Below are 23,996 nucleotides of genomic sequence, written 5' to 3'. Positions count from 1 at the left end.
GTCAGTTCTCAATTTGGGCTTATCCGCTTCTTCGAGAAATGCGCGGGTTTGGTTCTGTATAGGCCATCGGTGGCATCCGATTGCTCCAAGGCATCCACAGGCTCCAATGGCGGGACGAACCCTTCTACGAGATTGCCTTGCAGACGGTGAAACGCTGCCTCAATTTCCATAAGGGCACTCTCGATGTCGGGCATAAGCGGTCGAGTGATGATGAGCCGTATGATACCTTCGGGGTCAATGATAAAAGCCAGACGGTCGCACCCGGCTTGTGGGCGTCGTCCGGAGGCCATGCCGTAGAGGTTGGCGATATTGAAATCCAAATCCTCCAGCACGGGTGCCTTGAGGTGGATTCCTATAAAACGGCGCGCCTTGTCCGACCAGTCGTTTTGGTTGATGGGGACGGTCGAAAGGGCCAACGCTTTGGTATTTCGCTCATTGAGCCAGCGTTCTTTTTTGGCAAGGAAAGCCGAGAACATCGTCCAAGCCGAAGTAAAATTGGCGGGGTGCGCGAAGAACACGCACCAATAGCCCTGACAATACGCAGGAAAAGATATTTCTCCTTGTGGCGTGGGGAAAATAAAGGAGGGGGCTACATCGCCGACTTGCGGCAGGTTTGAATGGTTGACAGGCATAGCTGCAATAAAAGTAGATATGTATTCAGAGGGTGGGTTCGCAAAACCAGTGAAGAACGTTTTTTCAACACAAAAGTTATGCGCCGAGTTTTTGGTGTCTTGACGGTTTGCACATTGTATCTAAACACCCCCAAAAGTAATCGCTTTCGGAGAACTAATAGCGGGCGTTCGACATAAAGACCAATTTATACCTTGATTCGCTAGGATTTGTCGGATGAACATGATTGATGCCCCTGATTTTGAGCAGATTGCGATTGCGGCCATGCCCAAAACCTGGCGGCGCGAGGTATAAATGGACTGCGCTTTTTACCGTACCCGGAATTTGACAGCGCGGAGTAAAGGCCAGAAAAAACACCGTGTTTGGCCCCCGACACAACTAAAAACCGAGACCGACAGGCAGTATTCAGGCAAAATGTATTTTTGCCACCCTATGAAGAACTTTTTTTTTCTCGCCTCGCTTGCCTCGCTGCCTATGTCCGCCACCGCCCAAAACTACACCGCTCCTATCCGACAGACCATCAATGTCGCTTGGGAGTTCCGCCAAGCCAACACCGAAGCATGGAAACCAACGAAGGTGCCCGTCAGCGTGCATACGGCGTTGCTACAAAATGGCATGATTGAAGACCCCTTCTACCGCGACAACGAGGAAAAGCTGCAATGGATTGAGCGCGAGGACTGGGAATTCCAATGTGCTTTCGATGTGGATTCCACGGTGTTGCAGCGCAAACACGTCGAGCTCATTTTCAAAAACTTGGACACTTACGCACAGGTTTTTCTCAATGACAGCTTGATTCTGCAAACCAACAATATGTTTCGCACTTGGAAGGCGGATGTCAAGCGCCATCTCAAGCCGAGCAACAACAGACTCCACATTTATTTTGAAAGCCCTACCAAAAAAGTCGAGCAAGACTGGAAGAACTTGGGCTACGAGTTGCCGGGCGGCATCCGCACCATGACGCGCAAAGCCCAGTTTCATTATGGTTGGGATTGGGGGCCACGTTTTGTGGGTTGCGGCATCCTCAAAGCACCCGAAATGGTTGCTTGGGATGACGTTTTGATTGAAAACATCTTCGTCACCACGCAAAACATTACGAAGCAAAATGCCCAAATGGTGGCACGCATCCGTTATCGCTCCGACATTGAAGGCAAAATCACCTTGATGGCTCAGTATGAAAAACGCCGGTCGGTGGAAGAGCGGGAGCTTCGAATCGGCGTGCACGAGGACTCCGTGACTTGGGACGTGCCCGACCCCAAATTATGGTGGTGCAACGGCATGGGAGAGCCTCATCTCTACGACTTCTCGGTAAGCATCAAGCGCGGGGCCATGTTCATCGAGAAAGCTGATGTGCGCACTGGTATCCGCACCATCGAGCTCGTGACGAACAAAGAGCCCAAGGGGGAAAGTTTTTATTTCAAACTCAATGGGATGCCAGTATTTGCAAAAGGAGCCAATTATATCCCCCTTGATATGTTTCAAGACCGCGTGACCCCAGCGCAATACAGACAGATATTGGACGATGCCGTGTCGGCCAACATGAATATGCTGCGGGTGTGGGGAGGCGGCATCTACGAGGACGAGCTGTTTTATCAGCTCTGCGATGCCCGAGGCATACTTGTTTGGCAAGATTTCATGTACGCCTGCGCCATGTATCCGGGCAGCGGGAGTTTTTTGAAAAGTGCGGCGCTCGAAGCCTTTGAGCAGATAGAGCGACTCCGCCAGCACCCCTGCATCGCGTTGTGGTGTGGCAACAATGAGAACAATGAGGCTTGGCATAATTGGGGCTGGCAAATGCAATTCAACGAAGGCCAACGCAACCAGATTTGGCGCGACTATCAAGTGCTGTTCAACGATTTGTTGCCTACCTATGTGGAGAACTACGCGGGCGGAGTGCCTTATTGGGAAAGCTCTCCCAAATACGGGCGACGCAACCCCAAGTCGAACACCGAAGGCGACTCACACTATTGGGGCGTGTGGCACGATGAAGAGCCATTTGAGGTGTTCAACAAAAAAGTGCCGCGCTTCATGAGCGAATACGGTTTTCAAAGCTTTCCCGAATGGCGCACCATCGAATCGTTCACCCTGCCCGACGACCGCCGCTTGGAAAGCAAGGTGATGCTCACGCACCAAAAACACCCACGCGGCAATGCCCTCATCGCCGAATACATGAAACGCGACTTTCGCCCCACCAAGACGTTCGAGGATTTCGTCTATGTCAGCCAAATCCTTCAGGCCGAGGGGATGCGCACAGGTATCGAGGCACATCGCCGCAACAAGCCCTATTGCATGGGCACGCTCTACTGGCAGCTCAACGATGTGTGGCCAGTAGCGTCGTGGTCGAGCCGCGATTACTTCGGCCGCTGGAAAGCACTCCACTACTACGCACGCGAGGCATTTAGCCATGTAGCCGCATTGCCGCTCGTGGATGGCGATATCCTTAGGCTGTACGGGGTGTCTGATTTGTTGGAAAAAACAAGCACGACCCTGCGAGTACGCGCCTTTGATTTTGACGGCAAATTGCTAAGCGACGTGACACAACTCGACACGGAAATCCCTGCCGATTCGAGTCGGATGATTTGGCAAGGCTACTTAAAAACGGTGCTTGACAAGAACAAAATCGAGCAGTCTGTTATTGAAATAACGTTGAGAAATGCAGCGGGCGAGCTCGTTTATCGCCGATTGCACTATCTATGCCCTCCGCGCAAATTGTTCTTGCCCAAGACAAAAGTCAATCTGAAAGTGACCCAAGCCAACGACGGCTATTTGCTCACGCTCCAAAGCGACAAGCTTGCCAAAAACCTCATGATAACAACAGAGACAGATGGCTTCTTCACCGACAACTATTTCGATATGTTGCCCGGCGAACGCAAAACCGTGCTTTTCAAAACACAGCGAATCTTGGACGACCCCGCCAATGCGTTTCGGGCGAAGAGTTTGGTGGACACCTATTGATTGAACAAAACCTCTCAACTTCCATTTTTAAATTCTGTTCTTTTCCCAATCTTGTCGCTTCAAACATTGTACTTACACCCCTCCGCCTCATTCACAATTTTTAAAACTAACTACGCAAAATGATAGACAAGCCTTGGCTACAGCACTACCCCGCCGGCGTACCAGCCAACATTGACCCAGAGCAATATCCGCGCGTGATAGATGCGCTGGACGAGTGTTTCAAAAAATATAGCCATTCGCCCGCCTTTGTGTATATGGGAAAAACGCTCACGTTCAGAGAAGTGGACGAAATGAGCAGGCACTTTGGCGCCTACCTCCAATCGCGTGGCCTCGAACCCGGCGACCGCGTCGCGCTCATGATGCCCAATTTGATACAGTACCCCATCGCGTTGTTTGGGTGCCTTCGGGCAGGGTTGGTGCTGGTGAATACCAACCCGCTATACACGCCGCGCGAGATGCGGCATCAATTTGTGGATTCAGGTGCCAAGGCGATTATCATTGTCGAGAATTTTGCGGCCAACTTGCAACAAATCATCGGTGAGACGCAAATCAAGACTGTCATAGTCACCAGCATAGGCGAAATGCTCGGCTTCAAAGGGTGGGTCGTCAATCTGGTGGTGCGGCACATCAAAAAGATGGTGCCGAAGTTCAGCCTACCCAACACTGTCAACTTTAAAACTGCCTTGAAACAAGGGCGGCAATTCACCATCAAGCCGTTTCAGAGCGGCCCCGACGATGTCGTCGCGCTCCAATACACGGGCGGCACCACTGGCGTGTCGAAAGGTGCCATGCTGACCAACCGCAACCTCGTGGCCAACATGATGCAAATCCGCGCTTGGCTTTCGCAAGTGCTGACAGAGGACGGGCTCACTGCCCTATGCCCGCTGCCACTCTACCATATTTTTGCCTTCACGGTCAATTGCCTCGCTTTCATGAACTGCGGCGCTCGCAACGTGCTCATCGTCAATGCCCGCGATTTGAAGGCACTCATCAAGGAGTGGCGCAAAAACCCGCCGGATATCGTGATTGGCCTGAACACCCTGTTCAACGCCTTGCTCAATCACCCCGACTTTGCCTCATTGGATTTCTCCAGCGTAAAAGCAACCGTCGGCGGTGGCATGGCCGTGCAGCGAGCCGTCGCCGAGCGTTGGCAGCAAGTCACTGGTTGTGGCATCACCGAAGGCTGGGGCCTCACCGAGAGCAGCCCAGTGCTTACCGTCAATCCACTGGGTGCCAATGCCCGCATCGGCACCATCGGGATGCCCGTGCCTTCCACCGATTTGCGCGTGGCTGATGAGCAGGGCAATCCGCTGCCGCCCGGTCCCGAAAACGTGGGAGAACTGCAAGCCAAAGGGCCGCAAATCATGAAAGGTTATTGGCAGCGCCCCGACGAAACCGCCAAGACCATCCAAGACGGTTGGCTGTGCACGGGCGATATGGGGTTCATGCACCCGGATGGTTTTTTCCAAATTGTTGACCGCAAAAAAGACATGATTCTCGTGTCAGGCTTCAATGTGTATCCCAACGAGGTGGAAGATGTGTTGGCCATGCACCCCAAGGTGCTTGAGTCCTGCGCCATCGGTGTACCTGATGAAAAATCAAGCGAGGTCGTGAAAGTATTTGTGGTGAAAAAAGACCCTTCGCTCACAGAGGAGGAAATCATCGCGCACTGTCGCGCCAATCTGACCGCTTACAAAGTGCCGAAACACATTGAGTTTCGCTCAGAACTACCAAAGACGAACGTGGGCAAAATACTGAGGCGGGCCTTGCGGGATGGGAATTGATGCCTCAAAGCATCCTTTCCAACACCTTGAAAGTGTAGGCACATTTGTTTTTCTCGTCGGGTAGGTGATGCTCGCTCCATGTCTCGCGCCATTCCTCGGGATGGAGCGTGGGGAAAAACACGTCGCCCTCCACCTCCAAATCAACCTCTGTCAGATAAACCTTGTCCCAGAGGGCCTGACTTTCCTCGTAAATCATGCCGCCACCAATGATGAAGGCTTCCGTCTCTCCATTGTCGTAGGCCATGCCCAGCGCCTCTTCGATAGAATGGGCGACCAACACCCCATCCGCCTGAAAAAATGGGTCGCGGGTGATGACGATATTGGTACGCTTGGGCAGCGGCTTGCCTATGCTGTGAAAAGAGTTGCGCCCCATGATGACATGATGCTCCAGCGTGGTTCGCTTGAAATAGGCAAGGTCGGCAGGAAGATACCAAGGAATCTGGTTGTCTTTTCCGATAACATTGTTTTTGGCGACGGCGACAATAGCGGATACAAGCATAAGCAACAGGGATTCAAATCGTTTCCAATAATTTTTTAATCACCAAACTCAATCGCGGCTCGGCAGCACGCCCCATCTCAATCACGTCTTCCACAGTCGTGACCTTGATGACAGATGGCGGATAGGCCACATTGCTCACCATGGAAAGCATCAGCACTGGCAAATCACTGTGTCGCGCCACCAACACCTCTGGCACCGACGACATCCCGGTGCAGTCGCTGCCAAGCCGACGAAGCATCGCGTATTCAGCGGGTGTCTCCAAGTTCGGTCCTTGCATGGCCGAATAGACCCCTTCCATGACCCGGATATGATGCGACTTGGCGATGGCAAGTGCGCGACGACGCAACTCGGCATCGTAGGTGTGCAACATATCTGGGAAGCGCGGGCCGAGGCGCTCGTCGTTCGCTCCTCGCAGCGGATGTTCGGGCAGTAGATTGATATGGTCGCGCACCACCACAAGGTCGCCAGCCTGTAGATGAGGGTTCACCCCGCCGGAGACGTTCGTGATGATAAGTCGCTCTATTTCAAGAAATTTTAGCACCCGCACGGGAAAGGTCACCTGTTGCATGGCCCAGCCCTCGTAGTAGTGAAACCTGCCAGCCATCACCGCCACCGGATGCCCCCCTAAATGACCCAATATCATTTTCCCTTTGTGACTCGTCACAGTACTTGCAGCAAAATGCGGGATATCGCTATAGGCTATTTCGGCCTCCACTTCCACATCGTCTGTCAAATCGCCCAATCCCGTACCGAGGATGATGCCCGTGCGAGGGCGGAAGTCTGTCTTGGAACGAACGAAGGCGACGGCTTCCTGTATTTGCTCATAAAGTGGCATGAAAAGATGCTTTATGTTTTTTTTCGGCGGCCAAAAGTAGGCATATTGTCCAAGATGGAGGCTACTCCTTTGAGGCCGTCGCCGGGCGATGGCCGTAACTCAAAATGCGCGACATCTTCCAGCCGCCATCAGCTTGCAGGAGCCAGACATGCGTGAATCGCGCCCGACCGTCCAGATACTCCGCTCGGTCTTTTCCCCAAATGTAAAAAACGTGTTCGCCTGATAGGATAGCCCCATAGATGCTCCCGTCGTTTTCCAATGGAAACACCTGAACACTGCCCGCCACTGCCTCCCGCCTCAGCCGGAAATGCTCGTTGCTGCAAAGATTTTTCTTCGTATCGGCCATGAGACGCTCCCTGCCATACGTCGGCCCGCCTTTGTCGTGGTAAAACTCCACATCTTCCGTGAAAAAATGCCTCGCCTGCGCCGTGTCACAGTCGTTGGATACTTCGCGCCGTTAGGTTTTGGGCATGGCTGCAATCGCAATCTGTTCAAAATCAAGAACATCAATCATGTTAATCTAACAAATCCTAGCGAATCAAGGTATAAGTTTTCCAAAACAGGCTGTCTTGATGCAGGATGGTAGCGATGAGTTTTCCCAAATCCGTTTGCGCCAGCAGCGTGTTGGGGATAGTGGAAAATGCCAAAAGGAGGATGGGAAATGATTGGAGGTGAGCGTGTTTACGCAACTTGTGGCTAGCCATTTTGGGGGGGAAAGGTAGGTGGTTTTCACTTTCCTGCCACACTTGCCGTTGTCGTGCGTCTCGCCGACAACAAGCGGCAGAGATCGATGCCAGTGAAATGTGTGAGGCTTTAATCTGGCCTCGCGCGCGAGGTGTTGTGGGCGGAATGCCAACAACGGCAAAAAGTATCAGCACTTTTCCATCAAAAATAGATACTCCAAGTGTTTTTTGTCGCTGTTGACCCACTCGTTTGTCCAGCGCATAGTGGCCATGACGTTGTGTTTGTAGTCAATCTCAAGCGCCTTTAGCAAGGTGCCGGAGGTGTTGATGATGTCCATCAATTCTTGCTTGGTCGCCCTTCCGCCCGAACTATACGACAGCAATATGTACCGCGCATTGGTCTCCGATATCAGCCTGCGAATGGCCTTCATCGCTAACAAGTTGCCATCGTTGTCTTTTCTAAATTCTTCAAAAACAGAAGCAGAAATCTGGTCGCGGGTATCCTCGCGTCTGTTTACTTTGCCAAACAACCGAGGTTTGTCGTTCAAGACGACAGTGGTCCAAATGTGGTAATAGGCGGCATATCGGACCCTGCTCGGCGGCATTTTGTCATTGTTGGAACCGTAGGGCGGGTCGAAGTAGGCGAAATCAAACCAGCGGTCTTTTACCGTTTCAAATATATCCCCCCGAATGACCTTGTTTGAGCCTGTTGGAACAAACAAATTGGGCACTTTCAGCATCAGGTCGTTGCAGGAGCGGGGCGACCAATCTGCCAGGTAAGCCGCGTAGTGGCCCAAGGTGCTGTCCACAGAATCAAGGGCCAAAATCAGGCTCGTCAGTGCGACGGCTTTTTCAACTTTATTCAAGTTCAGCCGCTCTATTTCGTCGCGTATTCCGTCAAGTTTTTGCGTGTTTTTTCTTTGAAAAGGTCGCTTGTCGGCATCCGTTTCGTCGCCCCCATAGTGCTCCGTGAACCAGCCGTCGTAGCCTTTTACAGAGTTCAGATGCCTGATAAGTTCCTGGTAAAACTTTGGGGGCTTATCGTTTAGCAAATAGCATGTCGCAAATGTTTCAGACCAAGCAGAAATATCGCTTGAGGTGGTATCAAACCCAAGTTTTGCAAACGCCTGGCTTACCCGTGTCGAACCGCTGAATCCGTCCAAAACATGAGAAACGTCCAGTTCGGAGATGATGTCAACAATGTAGGGAAGCAGTTTCAATTTTGAACCCGCGTATTTGATGCCTTCCGTATCGGGCACGGCCAAGGTGGCGCCACCAAATATGTCAAATTGCATGGTCTAAAGTGTTTTTAGTCGGTCCATTCGAGGTGTTGTTGGCGGGATGCCAACAGTGGCAAAAGGCAAGAAACAATTGAAAATTTCAGTCCCCCTCACACCACCTGCAACTTCGCAAACTTCAGCACAATCCGCCGCTCCGGCATATCGTCGTTTTTACAGACTCGAAAGAATTTCCATAAACGCCTCCATGCGAATCACTTGAACCGGCGGAAAATCGTTGGGTTTGAGCACGCTGAAATGGCGGTCGTTGCTAACGAGATAATCGGCGCCGGCGGCGATGTAGCAATCCACAAACTTGTTGGCGTCAGGGTCGTTGGCGATGAGATTCCAGTTGTAGAAAATTTCCTGCAAGCGCACATTGGGAAGGAGGGTGAGGAGTTCGAGCAGGTTGTGCGAAATGGAAGGCGTGGTTTTTTCTTCGATTTTCTCGGCATATTCCAGCAAGATTTCGGTAGAAACGGCCAACTCGTATTCCCCTCCAACAACGCGCTGTAAATGGGTCGAAAAGGCGAGTTTTTAGCGAAAGACGCGATGAGCACGCTGGTGTCGAGAACGACTTTCATTTTTCATTGACCATCGTGACTTGTTCAGGCGCTTTTTTGTAAGAACGCAGGTGTTCGTTCGCCCATTCGCGCATGGTTTCCTCTGTCCAGCCTTTTTCTTTCCAAAGTTCGTCCATTTCTTCGTCCACTTTTTGGGCAAAGTATTTTGCCAACAACTGCCTGATTTCCAGCAGTTGTTCTTCCGGGAGTTCGCGGCTAAAAACCTTCAACATCTCGAGTTGGAGGTTTGTCAATTTCTTTTGAGCAGTCATAACTTCAAATATTTTTTCAGCGCGAAACGCTGTACAAATGTAGCGATTTTCGCTCACACCACCTGCAACTTCGCAAACTTCAGCACAATCCTCCGCTCCGGCATATCGTCGTTTTTGAATTGGATGGTCGCCACCTTGTTGTCCTTCGGGCCTTCCACGCTCACGATTTTTCCTTCGCCGAATTTCAGGTGCAGCACCCGCACGCCCGGCACAATGTCCTCCAGCGGCGAGGCTTTGAAGTCGGCGGGAATGGCGACAGGCGCGGCATTTTTTTGCATGGCGCGCAGGCGCGGGTTGGCGAAATTGCCGCTCACGCTGGCGCGGGGCTGCAGTTCGGGTCGTGCCGGCTGCGTGTTGCGTGCCGAGCCGATGCCGCCCAAGAGTTCGTAATGTTGTCCAGTGATTTCATCCAAAAAACGCGACGGCTCGCTCACGCGGATTTGCCCGAATCGGTAGCGGTTTTGGGCAAAACTCAAAGTCAAAAACTCTTTCGCCCGCGTCACAGCGACGTAAAACAGGCGGCGCTCCTCGTCCAAACCGTTCGGCTCTTCCAGCGCCATGAAGGAGGGGAAGAGGTTTTCTTCCAGGCCCGTGACGAAAACACTCTTGAACTCCAGCCCCTTCGCCGAGTGTACGCTCATCAGGGTGATGTGGTCGTTGCTGTCGTTTTTTTCGTCGGCATCGGTGAGCAGAGTGATGGTTTGGAGGTAAGCCGCTAAGGAGCGGTCATTAGGGTAATTAGGGTCATTGGAGTCATTAGGGTAATTAGGGTCATTGAGGTCATTAAGGTCATTGTTGGCTTGGTTGTCAGTAAATTCGGAAATAGCGTCGAGCACGGCGTTCACGTTTTCGAGGCGACCGATGCCTTCGGGGCTGGTGTCGCCTTTGAGCAGGTCGAGCAGGCCGGACTTTTTCAGGATGTCGGCGGCGAGGCGGTAGGCCGACTCGGAGGCGGCGCGTTTTTGCCAGTCCTGCACCATGTTTCGGAAAGTCGCCATAGACTTTTTGGCGCGGTCGGTTACGTCGAGCGCGGGGTCGAGCATGGCCTCCCACATCGTCATGTTGGAGGCTTCGGCGAGGGCGCTGAGTTTGTCCACCGTCGCGTCGCTGATGCCGCGCGCGGGTAAGTTGACGACGCGGCGCAGGGCTTCCTCGTCGCGGGGATTGACAGCGAGGCGGAGGTAAGCGATGAAGTCTTTGACCTCCTTGCGCTGGTAAAACGACGTTCCGCCAAAGACGCGGTAGGGCAGATTGAGCTTGCGCAAATGTTCCTCGAACTTGCGGCTTTGCGCGTTGGTGCGATAGAGGATGGCGATTTCCGAGTTCGGCAAGTGGTAGCGGTGTTTTTGTTCCAAAAGCAAATCGGCCACTCGGCGGCCCTCCTCGTCGTCAGTGAGGCATTTGAGGAGTTTGATTTTGTGGCGGTCTTCCTTGTCGGTCCAAATTGTTTTTTGCAGCTGGCGGCGATTGAAGGAAATCACTTCGTTGGCCGCCGACACGATATGGTGGGTGCTGCGGTAGTTTTGTTCGAGTTTGAAGGTTTTAAGGTTGGGATAATCTTTTTCAAAATCGAGGATGTTGTCAATCGTCGCGCCGCGGAAAGCGTAGATACTCTGCGCGTCGTCGCCCACGACGAACACGTTTTCGGGGCTGCCCTCGTATTTCACCAAGCGGCGAAGTATGGCGTACTGCAAAAAATTGGTGTCCTGAAATTCATCTACGTGGATGTAGCGGAACTTGCGCTGGTATTTTTCCAACACATTGTCGGGGTTGTCGCGGAAGAGGCGGTAGAGTTGGAACAACAAATCGTCGAAGTCCATCGCGCCGGAGCGTTGGCAGCGTGCCACGTATTTTTCATAAATATCCACGACGTAAGGGCGACGGGCGGCACGGTCTTGCGCGAGCATTTCCTCGTTGTCGCGGTAAGCTTTCGGCGAAATCAAGTTGCTCTTGCACAGCGAAATGCGCGAGCGGATGGCCGAGGCATTGTAGGCGTTGGGGTCGAGATTCATTTCCTTGATAATGGCACGCAACACACTCATCGTATCGTCCGTGTCGTAAATGGTAAACGACGAGGGATAGCCGATTTTGCTTGCTTCCACGCGCAGGATGCGGGCAAAAATGGAGTGAAACGTGCCTGCCCAAACTTGCTGCGCTTTCGGCCCCACCACTTTTTCGATGCGGTCTTTCATCTCGCGGGCCGACTTGTTGGTGAACGTCAGGGTCAGGATTTCCCAGGGGGCCACGCCATTTTGCAGGAGGTGCGCGATACGGTAGGTCAATACCCGCGTCTTGCCAGAGCCGGGGCCTGCGATGACGAGCACCGGGCCTTCGGTGGTGGTGACGGCAGCGCGCTGCACATCGTTCAATTCATCCAAATAACTCATGGGCTGGCGGTTTAGGGCGAAGGTAGGAAGTTTGGAAATGAGAGGGGAGTTTAGAAATAAAATGTTTTGAGAAGGAAATTTTGCTTCAAATGAAAAATGGTGAAAGGGGTTAACTTGATGCCGGAAAAATCAGCGTATGAAACCGAACCTTGCACAATACCAACGTATCGTGAACCCATCTATTCTAGGTTTGTAAGAGGTGTCATCTTTTGAGGAACGAAAAAGGTGACATCTCGGCCTGTTTTTGAGATGTCACCCCTCCATGCTTCCGGGATGACACCTGCAGAACCCGACAAAGCGAGAATCGTTGTCGTAAACCTCCATGAGACCGTAAATGGCATCACCAAAATCACCGACAAAATCAATCTCTGATGCAGTTTTCTTCTGTCAATATCAGTTTTGAGACAAAGTCTTTTCTGTGTGACCTATGGGGGAAGAGTGAAGATTATACCGCTGTAAATCAGGAGTTAAAGTCTGTTTGCGGTATCGCGGATTTTTTTGAAAACAAGGAAGATTACGAAGAACTAAGAAGATTTTTAGCCGATGAACAAACCTCCGTTCAAGAAGCTGACCGAGCGGAATACGGCGATTTTCAAACCAACTCAAATCTTGCCAATCGAATTGCCTCTTTCTTAAAAACGGAAGGCATTTCTCCCGAAGCTTTGGTCGAGCCAACTTTCGGAAAAGGAAATTTTATCCTTGCAGCTTTGCAGCACTTCCCACAACTCCTGCAAATCAGAGGAGTAGAGATTTACAAACCCTACGTTTGGGAAGCCAAGTTTGTTATTCTCGATTTTTTCCTCCTAAATTCTGACCGCTCCAAACCGGACATTCGTCTTTTTCACCAGAACGTTTTTGATTTTGACTTTGAGAAGCTAAGTCGTGACCTCAGCGGAGAAGTTTTGATTTTAGGCAATCCGCCGTGGGTCACCAACGCGAAATTAGGGGTTTTGAACTCTGAAAACCTGCCAATAAAGTCGAACTTCAAGAACCTGAATGGCCTCGACGCCATGACTGGGAAAGGCAATTTTGATATTGGCGAATACATCACGCTGATGCTGCTCCGCGCATTTCAAAACCATTCCGGTCGAATGGCCTTTTTGGTAAAAAACTCGGTCATAAAAAACATCGTGTTTGACCAAAAGGCTGCTAAACTGCGAATCGGGGAATTGAAACAGTTTCCGATTGACGCAAAAAAAGAGTTTGGCGCGGCAGTAGAAGCGTCGCTATTCTCCTGCAAATTGAATCAGATTCCTGAATATCAATGCGCTCAAACCCAAATGATTCCTGCCTCAGAGCCTGATTATCATTTTGGCTGGCAGGAAAACCGATTTGTAGCCAACACTGAAAAATATGAATCATTTGAAGCGTTCGACGGAATTTGCCCCTTCGAATGGCGGCAAGGATTGAAGCATGATTGCTCGGAAGTGATGGAATTTGAACGCCTAAATGGCTATTTTGTAACGAACCGAGGCCAGTCTGTTGAGTTGGAAAACGATTTGGTTTATGGCATTTTGAAAAGTTCTGACTTGAAAGGAGGAGTTGTCTCCAACGCTCGACGGTTTACGATTGTCACCCAGCGCAGCGTAGGACAGGACACGACGTACATTCAAAATTTACTTCCCCAAACCTACTCCTATCTTTATTCTCACAGAGAGCATTTTGCCAATCGCAAGTCAAGCATTTATCGCAGCAAGCCATCGTTTTCAATTTTCGGCATTGGCGATTATTCATTTCTACCTTACAAAATTGCTATATCGGGGCTTTACAAATTGCCAACGTTTACGCTTGTACTGCCGGAAAACGACAAACCTTTGATGCTGGATGACACCTGCTATTTTATTGGTTTTGAAAAATTTAGCGATGCTGCCATTGCTTTTGCACTGTTAAATCATCCTTTTGTAACGGGCCTGCTAAACGCTATCACTTTTTCAGATGCCAAAAGGACTTTTACAAAAGATGTGCTCATGCGAGTTGACCTGCGAGGAGTGGCAAATGCCGTAAGCTTTGGAGAAATTTTAAAAATACTTGCACGGGCAGGAGTGAAAAGTGCCATTGAGGAGTCGGATTTTTATCGTTTTCGCCATAATGCGGACGCTTCGACTCAGTTGCAACTCTTCTGACCCCTCCTTCAAAAAAGCGCGGGTTCATTCGGCCTCACCGAACAAACCCGCGCTTTTTTTTCTCAAAAAATTTCCCTATTTGATTACATGCACTTCCTCTACCTGCAGCACCTCTTTGTCGGGCGAAGCGCCGCGATGCACGAAAGCCACCACGCTGCAATGCTTTTCCACCCAGTCGTTGGGCAACACGAAATTATAGTTTCGGGTGAGGGTGGATGAAGGGGTAAGCGATTCTGAAATCACATCGCCAGTGGGTTGTGTCAATATCTTGCGCAGCACATGGCGGTGATAATAGTCGGGAATCGTCTGGAGGCCGTCCTTTTGGTAGTCCTGAATACTGTCTTGCGTGATGAGCACGGTGAGGCGATGGTCGCCTGTGAGTGTTTGCTCGGGGGCGATGGTGACTTCAACCCCGAGTTTGCGACTTAGGGAGTCGAAGGTGGTGTTCATAAACACGCCGACGACGGGCGGCTTTGAGAGTTCCTCGCTTATGATGCCCGCCCAGATGGAGCGCGGCAGATACGGCTCTATTTCGGGCGGCACGATGCGACGGTTGATGGAGGCCGTGGGGAAAAAAGCGGCGGTGCCGATATATTTTGCCATGGCAGTGCCTTCGTCTGTTCGGAAATCGTACTTGCTTTGCGGATATGGCACATCGTAGCCCGGGGCAGCGTGCACGCCTACTATCACGAGGTTTTTGCCAATTTGCTTGCTCAATGCCACCAGGGCTGCCGTGCCGTCGGGGCAGTTGGGACAACGCACACCGGTGAGCTCCTCCACCAGCACTTTACGGTCGCCCACACTGAGCTCGGGGATGGCTACGGGGACTTCTTTGCAAGCCTGCAACGCGGCCGCGACGAGAAGCGGGAGAAATAATTTGTGTTTCATATCCTATTGTTGATTTGTTGATTTTGGTTATTCGTTGATACGGTCATTTGACACAATCTCAACCGAATAATCAATTTTAAAATGAAGAACTGACATTCAAGCGGACACCGCTAAACGTTGGCTCGTAGCGGCAGATACCACCCGCGCAATTGATGCCTTCCACTTGCTTGACGTAAGCAAGCGAAAAACGGTTGGCGCGATGGGTGTAAACAACGCCTACTGTCGGGTAGTGCAGCCCGTCGTAGCGTGTCTGTTCGGGCGTAAATTCCCCGGTCGAGCGGTGCTTGATTTTGTACATATCCGAGACGTAGAACAGCCAATGTGGCGCCCAGCCCCATTCGGCCAATACATTCACCCAAGAGCCGAATTCATCGTCGGTCAAGAGGTACTGTGCCTCCAATCTCAATGACTTCTTGGGGGTGAATTTATAGAGAATTTCAGTGTATGGCGTGAAGGCATCCACAAAATTCTCCCTGCCTTTGCCTATCCAAGGCAGTATGTCTCTGGGGTCTTCCGGGTCGCCTTTGAACTGGTAAATGGCGATGTTGTACTTTAGGAACTGAAGCCCCAGCAGCGCCTGCCATTTTCGGTCTTTTTTGTAAGTGATCTCGGGCGCTATTTCGCGGTAGAGTTCCACGCCATCGAGGTTGTAAATATCCGCGACATTGAGACCGATTGAAAGCCGCTTGTTGATGGAATACTTGGCATCGAGTTGAAGCCCTCGCTCGCCGAGTTCCTGTGTGTTGGGGGCGAATCGAGCGGGGAGCCTGAAAGTGTTTTGCCGTGCGATTGGCGGGAGGTAGTTGATTTGCCCCTGCACTCCTATCTGAAAGGGGTCGGTTCGGAAGCGAAAATTTTTTGTGTATTTGCCCTCGAGCGTGATGCCCAATCCCCTTTTGGCAAAGGTGAGGCTGGTGTAGGCCATGTAGCCATCGGTATTGACGAGCTTGCCATTGGCTCCCGTCACTTGCCGCTCAAATTCGTTGAAGATGACATCTTTTGTTTTGTAAGCGCCCTCCATGTACCAAGAAAAGTCGCCAGCGGTCAGGGTATTGAAAACCGTCATGGCGTAGGTATTGTACTGCGCCCCGATGCTGTCTTGCGGGGCGTAGGAGGCTACTTCGTTCACGATGCGATTGATGGTTTCGTCGTCGTTGGTTCGTGCCACTATCCCGGCTCCGGGGGCGAGCGTGAAGTTTTTCGTGGAGTCGGGTCTGATGAATCCATCCACGGCAGCGCCGCGAATCACAGAGCCATAAATGTTGAATTGTCTTTTCTGTCGCCCTGTGAAAGCTTTGACTTTCCAGTTGTCATTGATGTCGTAGCCTACTTTGACCCCAAAAAGCGCGTTGTCAATCATCAGGGCGCGTTCTTCGTACGCCCTGAAAATGATGCCGGAACCGATTTGGTCGTAGAGGTACCCCCCCGCAAGGTCGAACTTGTCAATTTTCTTGTGCACATACCAGCGGCCGATACCTTCATCTGTATAAGCGCCGGATGGATTGAGAAGGTTGGAGTTGTTGAAAAGGTCGAATCGAATGCCCATGTCAAAACCCCAGTTGGAGTAATTGAGGGCGAGCCAGCTCTCCGCGCCAAATTTTTGAAAATCATATTGCGGGGGGCCGGGTTGCGGGGGGCCGGCAGCTCCGATGATAGAGTCTCGTATGAAAAAGTTGCCGTTTGTTTGCAGGTTGCCAGTGATGCGGGCGGTGTTCTGTGCCGTCAATCCGGATAAGGTAAGTGCGAAAAGGGCGATGGGTAAAAGGTGCTTCATGCGTGTGGGTTCCAAAATATGTGTTCGCAAAGGTAGCATCTCACCAAATTTCCCTTAGTGTTCCATGCGAAATATGGTCGTGTGCCGACAAAAAGGCCAAAGTAGGGGTGCAGGAAAAATGAGAGCGGGTGCCCGTGGTGAGGCACCCGCTCTGAAAATTGTCTGTCGTAAAAAATCTCGAGCAAGCCGTCTTGGCTTACGAGCCGCAGCTTTTTCGTCTATCGGCCTCCTCCGAGTATGTTGCCGAGTATGCCTCCCAATCCGCCGCCGCCTTGCTGACGGCCACCACCCAACACGCCGCCTAATACTTGGCCGAGCAAATCGCCCATGCCACTTTGCTGCGCACCGCTTTGGGCCGACCCCATGAGGATGTTTCCCAAATTGCCGAGGTCTAAGCCGCCTTGGCTTTTGGCACGCCCCAGCACGCCCATGACGATGGGAGCCATGACGGGCAAGAGTTTCATCACTTGATTCATATTCAGCCCCGAAGATTGGCTAACCTGTTGTGCCACCGCCTCTTGTTGGTTGCCCAGCACATGGTTGAGGATACCGAGGCCATTGGTTGCGCCATGTCCTTGTCCGCCATTCTGCATCAAGTTGCCCACGATGCCAGCGAGGTCATCAAGGACGCTTCCATCGTGATTCTTGTCGAGTGCCGACAGGAGCGAGGACAACCCGTTCTCGGAAGCGGCATTGTTGGCCATGCCTCCCAGAAGCGAAGCGAAAATGCCGTTGGCTGCCACGGCGGTTTGTTGGGGGGTGGCGCCAATTTGCTCGCTCATTTGCCCCAGAAGGTTGTCGTCGAGCTGGCTTTGTAGAATCTGCATCAAATCCATGTTTGAGTTGTGTTTGTGGGTGAAATAATTAGGAGAATTAGAGTGAGAGAAAGTCAAGTGTTCCGTTGAAAGCACTTACTTTTTACCAAAAAGGCCACCGAGCACACCGCCCAATAGCCCGCCGCCTTGTTTGCCACCTCCTGCCAGCACGCCACCCAACACTTGGCCCAATGCGCCTCCAAGCCCCGACTGTTGGGCACCATTTTGCGCGGCTCCGAGCAGCATGTTGGCTATGTTGCCGAGGTTGAGCTGGCCGTTGTTTTTCAGTTGGCCAATCACCCCCATCACGACGGGTGCCAACACGGGCAGCAATTGCATGATTTGGTTGGCATTTAGTCCCGATTTCGCGCCGACTTGTTGGGCGACGGATTGTGTTTTGCCGCCGAGGATGTGATTGACAATGGCCATACCATTGAGCGCGCCAGTACCTTGGCCGCCGCTGTTGATGAGTCCAGCCATGTCATCGAGAATGCTGCCGTTGTGGTTTTTGTCGAGCGCCGCCATCAGGCTGTTGAGGCCTCCGCTGGCAGCGTTGTTTGCAAGCCCGCCGAGCAGGGCGGAGAAGATGCCTGTCGCGGCAGCTTTTGTCTGCTGTGGGTTGGCGCCGATTTGTTGGCTCAGTTGATTGAGGGTGTTACCAGCAATCTGGTTTTGGAGGATTTGCATGATGTCCATAATGTACCCTGTTTTGTTTTGTGAAAAATTATTTTGTAATGTTGTGAGATTGAAGCATGCGCGTGGGCAAGCTGTTTCGTCTCGGATTTCAAAAGTAGGCGCAAATGTGCAATTGGAAGCCGAAAAGCGGCACAAAATTGGCGAAGAGGCAAAATATTTTTTCCATTTCGTTTCGTTTTGGGAAAAATGCGGATTTTTACGCTGCCTGTCGTCCAACAAACGCTTGCCCAATGGCGTTCACCTGAACACCGAAACCGCGCTCATGGATTACCGCTCCGCCAAACAATTCATTCTCTCCAAACTCCGCGACGAGCTTTCCGACAAGCTCTACTATCACGGGTTGCACCATACTATGGATGTGCTCAGGATGGCCAAGGAGATTGCCGCCAGCGAAGGTGTGGTTGGGCGAGACTTGACCCTTTTGAAAACCGCCGCCCTGTTCCACGACGCGGGTTTTGTGAAAGACAAACACGCTGGACATGAACAAGAAGGGTGTCTGATGGTGCAGGACATGCTGCCGCGCTTCGGATACACTTCCGAAGATGTCAAAGCCATTTGCGGGATGATAATGGCGACCAAAATACCGCAGTCGCCCACCAACCTCTTGGAGGAAATCATCTGCGACGCAGACCTCGATTACTTGGGACGCGACGATTTTTACCGCATTGGCGATTCGCTCTTCGAAGAGCTCAAGGAATATCACCTTATCCACGACGAGCAGGAATGGAACCGCCTGCAAGTCAGTTTTCTTTCCGCGCACAAATTTCACACGCTCACCAACAAATCGCTCCGCGAACCCGTGAAGCAAATGTATTTGGAGGATTTGAAGGGGTTGGTGGCGACGTATTGAACAGGCTACTCTTTTGTTTTTTCCAAAAACGCTTGCTCGCTCCATATCTCTACCGTCCCTAGCTCTTGGGCTTTCTTCAATTTTGAACCCGCCTTTTCGCCCACCACGAGGATGCTCAAATGTTTGCTCACGCCACTGGCGATGCTGGCTCCGGCAGCGGCAGCGCGTTTTTCGGCCTCCTCACGAGTCATTTGCGAAAGCGTCCCTGTAAACAGGATGCTTTTGCCGTAGAGCACGCCTTCCGTGTTCACATCGGTTTTTTTGTCTTCGTTGGTCTGGCAAAGATTGACACCGAGGCGCTCCATTGTTTCCAACAACTCGATATTGTGCGGGTTCTGGAAAAAGTTGAAGACGTTTTGCGCCAGCACTGGGCCGATGTCTTTGATGGTCTGGTATTTTTCCAAATCCCAATCTTTCAAATCAAGGACGTGCCCCACTTCGGCAGCCAGAAGCGTGGAGCCTTTGCGCCCCAAATGGTGGATACTCAGCGAGTGCAGCAACCGGTGAATCGGGTTGCGCTTGGCTTTTTCGACGGCGTTGCGAAGGTTTGTGGCTGACTTTTCCCCAAAGCCTTCGAGTTGCGCTATTTTTTCATAATCAAGGCGGTACAAGTCGGCGATGGAGTGGAGCCAACCGAGCTTGTAGAATTTTTCGATGGTGCTTTCGCCCAGCCCCTCTATGTCCATCGCGTGTTTGGAGGTATGGAAAATCATGCGTGCCAACACCTGCGCCTCACATTCCGCATTTTCGCAGCGCCATATCGCCTCATCTTCGGGCTTGACGAGCTCTGATTGGCAAACGGGGCAGTGTGTGGGATAGTGAATCTCGCGTTCGTCACCAGTGCGCAGCTCGCTAAGGCTTTTCACGATGTAGGGGATGACATCGCCTGCGCGCTCCACCAACACTTGGTCGCCAATGCGAATGTCTTTGGAACGGATGAACTCTTCGTTGTGCAGGCTCACGTTTTGCACGATAACTCCCGCCAGCGGCACGGGTTCGAGTTTGGCAACCGGGGTGATGGCTCCTGTTTTGCCGACTTGAAATTCCACATCGCGCAAACGGGTGGTGGCTTGTCGAGCCTTGAACTTGAAGGCTATGGCCCAGCGCGGGTGGTGGCTCGTGGAGCCGCACCGCTCCTGCAACTCGAGGCTATTGACTTTTACCACCATGCCGTCAATCTCGTAAGGATATTCGTCGCGGAAATCCTGCCAAGCCTGACAAAAATCTATGACTTCCGCTATGTTTCGGCAAGTCTTGGTTTCTTCCAGATGGTTGCCGGGTTCGGGCTGATGGAGCGGGACTTTAAATCCGAGTTGGCGCAAGAGGTGTATGCTCTCGTCGTGGGTGCTGAATTTTTTCAGCACATTGCCGCCTTCATGGTCTATGGCATAGCCCAATTGGTAGAGGAAGGCCTCAAGTCCCCGCACAGCGGTCTCTTTGGGGTCTTTCATGCGCAAGCCACCTGTAGCCGCATTGCGCGGATTGGCAAAGAGTGCCTCGCCCGCTTCTTGCCGCTTCTTGTTTATTTTCTCAAAAATATCTTTTCGGATGAGGGTCTCACCGCGCAGCTCAGCCTTCGAGATGCCATGTTTTGAAAAGGATGCCCGCAACGGCACCGATTTGAGTGTTTTGATATTGAGCGTGATATCGTCACCCACGAAGCCGTTGCCGCGGGTGGCGGCCCGAACGAGGCTGTCATGCTCATACACGATGGCGATAGTGCCGCCGTCGAACTTGGGTTCCACGCAGTATTCCACGTCGGCATCCTTGTCGAGCTTGCACAGCTTTTTCACCTGCTCGTCGAAATCGTTGAGGTCGTCGGCGTTGTAGGAGTTGTCGAGCGAGAGCATGGGGGTGAGATGGGGCACCTGCACAAAATCTTCGATGAGGTCTTTGCCAACCCTTTGTGTGGGGGAGTCGAGTGTCACCAAGTCGGGATTCTGTCGCTCGATGGCCTCAAGTTGTTTGTAGAGCTGGTCGTACTCAAAGTCGCTGATGACAGGGGCGTTCTGCACATAATACCGCCATTCGTGATACCGGATGACTTGGCGAAGCTCTTCGGCGCGGCGAGAGGCTTCCTCCCCGAACAGGTCGGTTTGTGGGGTGTAGAGGAGTTTTTTGGAAAGCTCGTAGAGTGTGCGTTGTTCGGTGGTGGAATACATGGATGAACTTGTTTTGGACGGGCGAAAGTTCGGGGTTTGCCCGGCATTGAAGGTTTGGAATTTTATGGCTGGCCGAGGGCGGGTGTGTGTAGCGAATTAAAGGAGCACCTGGGCACCCTTATTCCCGCCACGAGTTGTTGGCAGGGGCGCTACATTTTTTTGAGCGCCACTTCGGCCACTTCTATTGCTTTTTCCAAATTATCGTGCGGCACATCTTCGTAGTTGAGGGCAATGCTCAACACATACTGTCCTTTTTTTACCAAGAGGGTGACGGTGTTGTTGCTCCACAAAGCGCCCTCGCCGATACCTGGCACATCCTCATTGTATGTGTCGCGGCGGTCGCGCTTGAGCATCTCTATTTGTAGGCGCGCATGTTCTTCCGAATGGTAGTTGAATACCTGCACGATGAGGCTGTTGTGAGGGTCGAGGTAATTGGTGGCATTTTCTTTTTCGTTGGCGCTTTCGCGTTCTTTCCAGTCGAGCTTGTTCCATGTGCGCAAACAGAACGCTTGGTCGGGCAAGGTGCGCGTGTTGAGTACGTCGCGTTGGGGGTCAACCTCGAAGAGTGCCTGCACGTCTTCGTCGCTCACAATGTCACAGCCGTGATTTTTCCAATGGTCGGCTCGCCAAGCTGCCCAATTCGTGGAATCTCGCGCTGCCTTGGCTGCGGCGACGGTGGCTTGATGTCTCTCTTTTTGGTCGCAAGCGGACAACCCAGACAGCAGAGCGATGACGAGAATGGCGGGCAAACGCAACATGGCAATCGGATTTTGAAATGAGTAAAATTCTGGTGAAAGGTCGGGAAAACAGAGGCTTTCAGACATGAAAAAAACTATTTTTCCAAAAAAAGCGGGCAAAGATAACGTGGAGTTCGATGCCGCCACTTCCTTTCTACGGCTGTGAAAGCATTGCAAAACAAGCGTCGTATGTGTTGGAATTGCGCTATCCCGATTTTTCTTTCCGCAAGCGAAAGGCCTTGCCAAAGAAAAATTCGCACATTTGCCCGCACTATTGGCCACCCGCCCTCTGAACGAAGGGCGACGGTCTTGCAAAAACGCAGCACTTTTCTTCAACTTTAAACAGCAGTTATGGCATCACAGCAACACGAAATCTGGGGACACCCACGCGGCCTTGCGCTCTTGTTTTTTACCGAAATGTGGGAGCGGTTCAGTTATTATGGTATGCGGGCGATTTTCTCCCTCTACATGATTAACGCGCTTCTTTTTTCCAAAGCAAAGGCTTCGGAAATCTATGGGAGCTACACCGGGCTGGTATATCTGACTCCTTTGATTGGCGGCTATGTGGCAGACCGTTATTGGGGCAACCGCAAATCCATCGTGGCAGGTGGCTTGCTGATGGCAATTGGTCAGTTTTTCATGTTTTTTAGCGCATCGGCTTATCAGAATGTCGGCACCGCCACCACGTTGATGTGGACGGGACTTGTCTTTCTGATTGTGGGCAATGGGTTTTTCAAGCCCAACATCTCTTCCATGATTGGACAGATGTACACGGAAGGCGACCGCCGACGCGACGCGGCTTACACCATATTTTATATGGGCATCAATCTCGGTGCCTTCATCGCGCCTTTGGTCTGTGGCTTTCTGGGCGATACGGGCAACCCCGCAGACTTCAAATGGGGCTTTCTCGCGGCCGGTATCGGCATGGTGTTCGGTACCATCTTGTTCCAAACACAAAAAGACAAGTACGTGATAACGCCTGACGGCAACCCTATCGGCGCCGTGCCGAACACGGCCGTTCAGCCCAACGCAAGCCAGTCTGCCGGTCTCGGCCCGCGCCAGTTGATGTTGGGGGGAGGACTGTTTGTAGCCTCTACGCTGTTGTTTTGGAAAGTCGCGGGGTTCGACTTGGTGGGGGCCTTCATTTATGCAGCCATCGTGGCCATGATTGTCATGATTATCACTGACCCTTCGCTTACCAAAATCGAGCGCGACCGCATTATCGTGTTGTTTGTGTCGGCTTTCTTCGTGGTGTTTTTCTGGGCTGCTTTCGAGCAGGCGGGTGCGTCGCTGACATTCTTTGCGGAAGAGCAAACCAACCGGAGTCTGCTCGGCTGGACTATTCCGGCGAGTTATTTTCAGTCGGTCAATGCGGTGTCGGTCGTGTTGCTCGCGCCGGTGATGGCAGGTATATGGGTCTTTTTGTCAAAGCGCAAGGCTGAGCCAAACTCCTTGGCCAAACAGGCGTTTGGCCTTATCATCCTCGCGTTGGGCTATGTGGTTATTGCTATCGGCGTGAAAGGGCTTGGGCTGGGCATGAGAGTGAGCATGTTTTGGCTCATTGCTTTGTATGTGATACACACGATTGGCGAATTGTGCTTGTCGCCCATTGGGTTGTCGCTGGTGTCCAAGCTCTCGCCCATGCGTTTTGTGTCGCTGCTGTTTGGCGTGTGGTTTTTGGCCAATGCCACCGCCAACAAGGCGGCTGGCCAGTTGAGCGCCCTGTACCCACCATCGGGTGCCGAGTTCGCGCTGGCAGAAAAAAACGGCATAGATGAAAGCACCTATCGCGGCTTGCTCGAAGGCTCCATCCAGCCCACGCCCGAACAGATAGCCAGAGCTCAAGAGGCATCGCTCCCGCTCAAATACCCCAATTTTCTTGGTAGCCCAGTGAAAGACCTCTATCAGTTTTTCATACTTTTCGTGGGAATGTCCGGCATTGCAGGTTTGATATTGTTTGGCCTTTCATTCCCCATGAAGAAGATGATGCACGGGGCGGATTAGAATAAAAGAGTCAATCCTCGCGTGAATGCCCTCGTAAGTTTACACGAACTCACGGGGGTATTTTT

General features: G+C 51.9%; 20 protein-coding genes. 5 read left to right on the top strand and 15 right to left on the bottom strand.

Annotated features, from left to right (window positions below; translation table 11 throughout):
* Positions 1–8: 8 nt before the first annotated feature.
* A complete protein-coding gene (locus tag KIS77_12865) occupies positions 9–632 on the bottom strand; it encodes a redoxin domain-containing protein (protein MCW5923230.1) in 624 nt (207 codons plus the stop codon).
* A gap of 430 nt (positions 633–1,062) precedes the next feature.
* On the opposite strand from KIS77_12865, the gene KIS77_12860 reads away from it, so the two are divergent.
* Together KIS77_12860 and KIS77_12855 are read left to right on the top strand one after the other, a co-directional pair.
* Complete coding sequence (locus KIS77_12860; protein MCW5923229.1) at positions 1,063–3,582, top strand: glycoside hydrolase family 2 protein; 2,520 nt, start codon at positions 1,063–1,065, stop codon at positions 3,580–3,582.
* A 119-nt stretch (positions 3,583–3,701) separates the two neighbouring features.
* The gene (locus tag KIS77_12855) at positions 3,702–5,366 is read left to right on the top strand and encodes an AMP-binding protein (GenBank protein ID MCW5923228.1); all 1,665 of its coding nucleotides are present in this window, start codon (positions 3,702–3,704) and stop codon (positions 5,364–5,366) included.
* Positions 5,367–5,370: 4 nt separating this feature from the next.
* On the opposite strand, the gene folA is transcribed toward KIS77_12855, so the two are convergent.
* The 8 genes from folA to KIS77_12815 all read right to left on the bottom strand — a co-directional run bounded on the left by folA (position 5,371) and on the right by KIS77_12815 (position 11,882).
* Positions 5,371–5,865, bottom strand: coding sequence for a type 3 dihydrofolate reductase (gene folA / locus KIS77_12850; protein ID MCW5923227.1), 495 nt, complete (start codon positions 5,863–5,865; stop codon positions 5,371–5,373).
* A 13-nt stretch (positions 5,866–5,878) separates the two neighbouring features.
* Positions 5,879–6,700 (bottom strand): purine-nucleoside phosphorylase, encoded by an 822-nt coding sequence (locus KIS77_12845; protein MCW5923226.1) that lies wholly within the window; start codon positions 6,698–6,700, stop codon positions 5,879–5,881.
* 61 nt (positions 6,701–6,761) lie between these two features.
* Positions 6,762–7,097 carry a DUF4440 domain-containing protein gene (locus KIS77_12840; GenBank protein MCW5923225.1) on the bottom strand — a complete coding sequence of 112 codons (336 nt, stop codon included), beginning with the start codon at positions 7,095–7,097 and terminating at the stop codon, positions 6,762–6,764.
* A gap of 133 nt (positions 7,098–7,230) precedes the next feature.
* Complete coding sequence (locus KIS77_12835; GenBank protein ID MCW5923224.1) at positions 7,231–7,389, bottom strand: hypothetical protein; 159 nt, start codon at positions 7,387–7,389, stop codon at positions 7,231–7,233.
* A 182-nt stretch (positions 7,390–7,571) separates the two neighbouring features.
* Positions 7,572–8,678: a DNA adenine methylase gene (locus KIS77_12830; protein MCW5923223.1), complete on the bottom strand. Its 1,107-nt coding sequence runs from the start codon at positions 8,676–8,678 to the stop codon at positions 7,572–7,574.
* Between the two features lie 156 nt (positions 8,679–8,834).
* Complete coding sequence (locus KIS77_12825) at positions 8,835–9,125, bottom strand: hypothetical protein (GenBank protein MCW5923222.1); 291 nt, start codon at positions 9,123–9,125, stop codon at positions 8,835–8,837.
* Between the two features lie 115 nt (positions 9,126–9,240).
* Positions 9,241–9,495, bottom strand: coding sequence for a hypothetical protein (locus KIS77_12820; GenBank protein ID MCW5923221.1), 255 nt, complete (start codon positions 9,493–9,495; stop codon positions 9,241–9,243).
* A 53-nt stretch (positions 9,496–9,548) separates the two neighbouring features.
* Positions 9,549–11,882, bottom strand: coding sequence for a UvrD-helicase domain-containing protein (locus KIS77_12815; GenBank protein MCW5923220.1), 2,334 nt, complete (start codon positions 11,880–11,882; stop codon positions 9,549–9,551).
* 371 nt (positions 11,883–12,253) lie between these two features.
* Between KIS77_12815 and KIS77_12810 the strand changes: the two genes are divergently transcribed.
* Positions 12,254–14,005: a hypothetical protein gene (locus KIS77_12810; GenBank protein MCW5923219.1), complete on the top strand. Its 1,752-nt coding sequence runs from the start codon at positions 12,254–12,256 to the stop codon at positions 14,003–14,005.
* A gap of 75 nt (positions 14,006–14,080) precedes the next feature.
* On the opposite strand, the gene KIS77_12805 is transcribed toward KIS77_12810, so the two are convergent.
* The 4 genes from KIS77_12805 to KIS77_12790 all read right to left on the bottom strand — a co-directional run bounded on the left by KIS77_12805 (position 14,081) and on the right by KIS77_12790 (position 18,178).
* Positions 14,081–14,893: an Omp28-related outer membrane protein gene (locus KIS77_12805; protein MCW5923218.1), complete on the bottom strand. Its 813-nt coding sequence runs from the start codon at positions 14,891–14,893 to the stop codon at positions 14,081–14,083.
* A 76-nt stretch (positions 14,894–14,969) separates the two neighbouring features.
* Positions 14,970–16,667, bottom strand: a complete 1,698-nt coding sequence (locus KIS77_12800; GenBank protein MCW5923217.1) for a hypothetical protein — start codon at positions 16,665–16,667, stop codon at positions 14,970–14,972.
* Positions 16,668–16,885: 218 nt separating this feature from the next.
* On the bottom strand, positions 16,886–17,494 hold the full coding sequence (locus KIS77_12795; GenBank protein MCW5923216.1) for a DUF937 domain-containing protein: 609 nt from the start codon (positions 17,492–17,494) through the stop codon (positions 16,886–16,888).
* An 84-nt stretch (positions 17,495–17,578) separates the two neighbouring features.
* Positions 17,579–18,178 (bottom strand): DUF937 domain-containing protein, encoded by a 600-nt coding sequence (locus KIS77_12790; protein MCW5923215.1) that lies wholly within the window; start codon positions 18,176–18,178, stop codon positions 17,579–17,581.
* A 262-nt stretch (positions 18,179–18,440) separates the two neighbouring features.
* Here KIS77_12790 and KIS77_12785 point away from each other — a divergent pair, with 262 nt between their 5' ends.
* A complete protein-coding gene (locus tag KIS77_12785) occupies positions 18,441–19,028 on the top strand; it encodes an HD domain-containing protein (protein ID MCW5923214.1) in 588 nt (195 codons plus the stop codon).
* 5 nt (positions 19,029–19,033) lie between these two features.
* Here KIS77_12785 and ligA read toward each other — a convergent pair whose 3' ends face one another.
* Positions 19,034–21,190: an NAD-dependent DNA ligase LigA gene (ligA, locus tag KIS77_12780; GenBank protein ID MCW5923213.1), complete on the bottom strand. Its 2,157-nt coding sequence runs from the start codon at positions 21,188–21,190 to the stop codon at positions 19,034–19,036.
* Between the two features lie 149 nt (positions 21,191–21,339).
* Entirely contained in the window at positions 21,340–21,948 is a 609-nt protein-coding gene (locus KIS77_12775) for a hypothetical protein (protein ID MCW5923212.1), read from the bottom strand.
* Positions 21,949–22,278: 330 nt separating this feature from the next.
* Between KIS77_12775 and KIS77_12770 the strand changes: the two genes are divergently transcribed.
* The gene (locus KIS77_12770; GenBank protein ID MCW5923211.1) at positions 22,279–23,931 is read left to right on the top strand and encodes a peptide MFS transporter; all 1,653 of its coding nucleotides are present in this window, start codon (positions 22,279–22,281) and stop codon (positions 23,929–23,931) included.
* Positions 23,932–23,996: the final 65 nt, after the last annotated feature.

This window comes from Saprospiraceae bacterium (assembly GCA_026129545.1).
In the GTDB taxonomy this organism is placed as follows: Bacteria; Bacteroidota; Bacteroidia; order Chitinophagales; family Saprospiraceae; genus M3007.
This window is presented reverse-complemented; position numbering and strand designations above follow the sequence as displayed.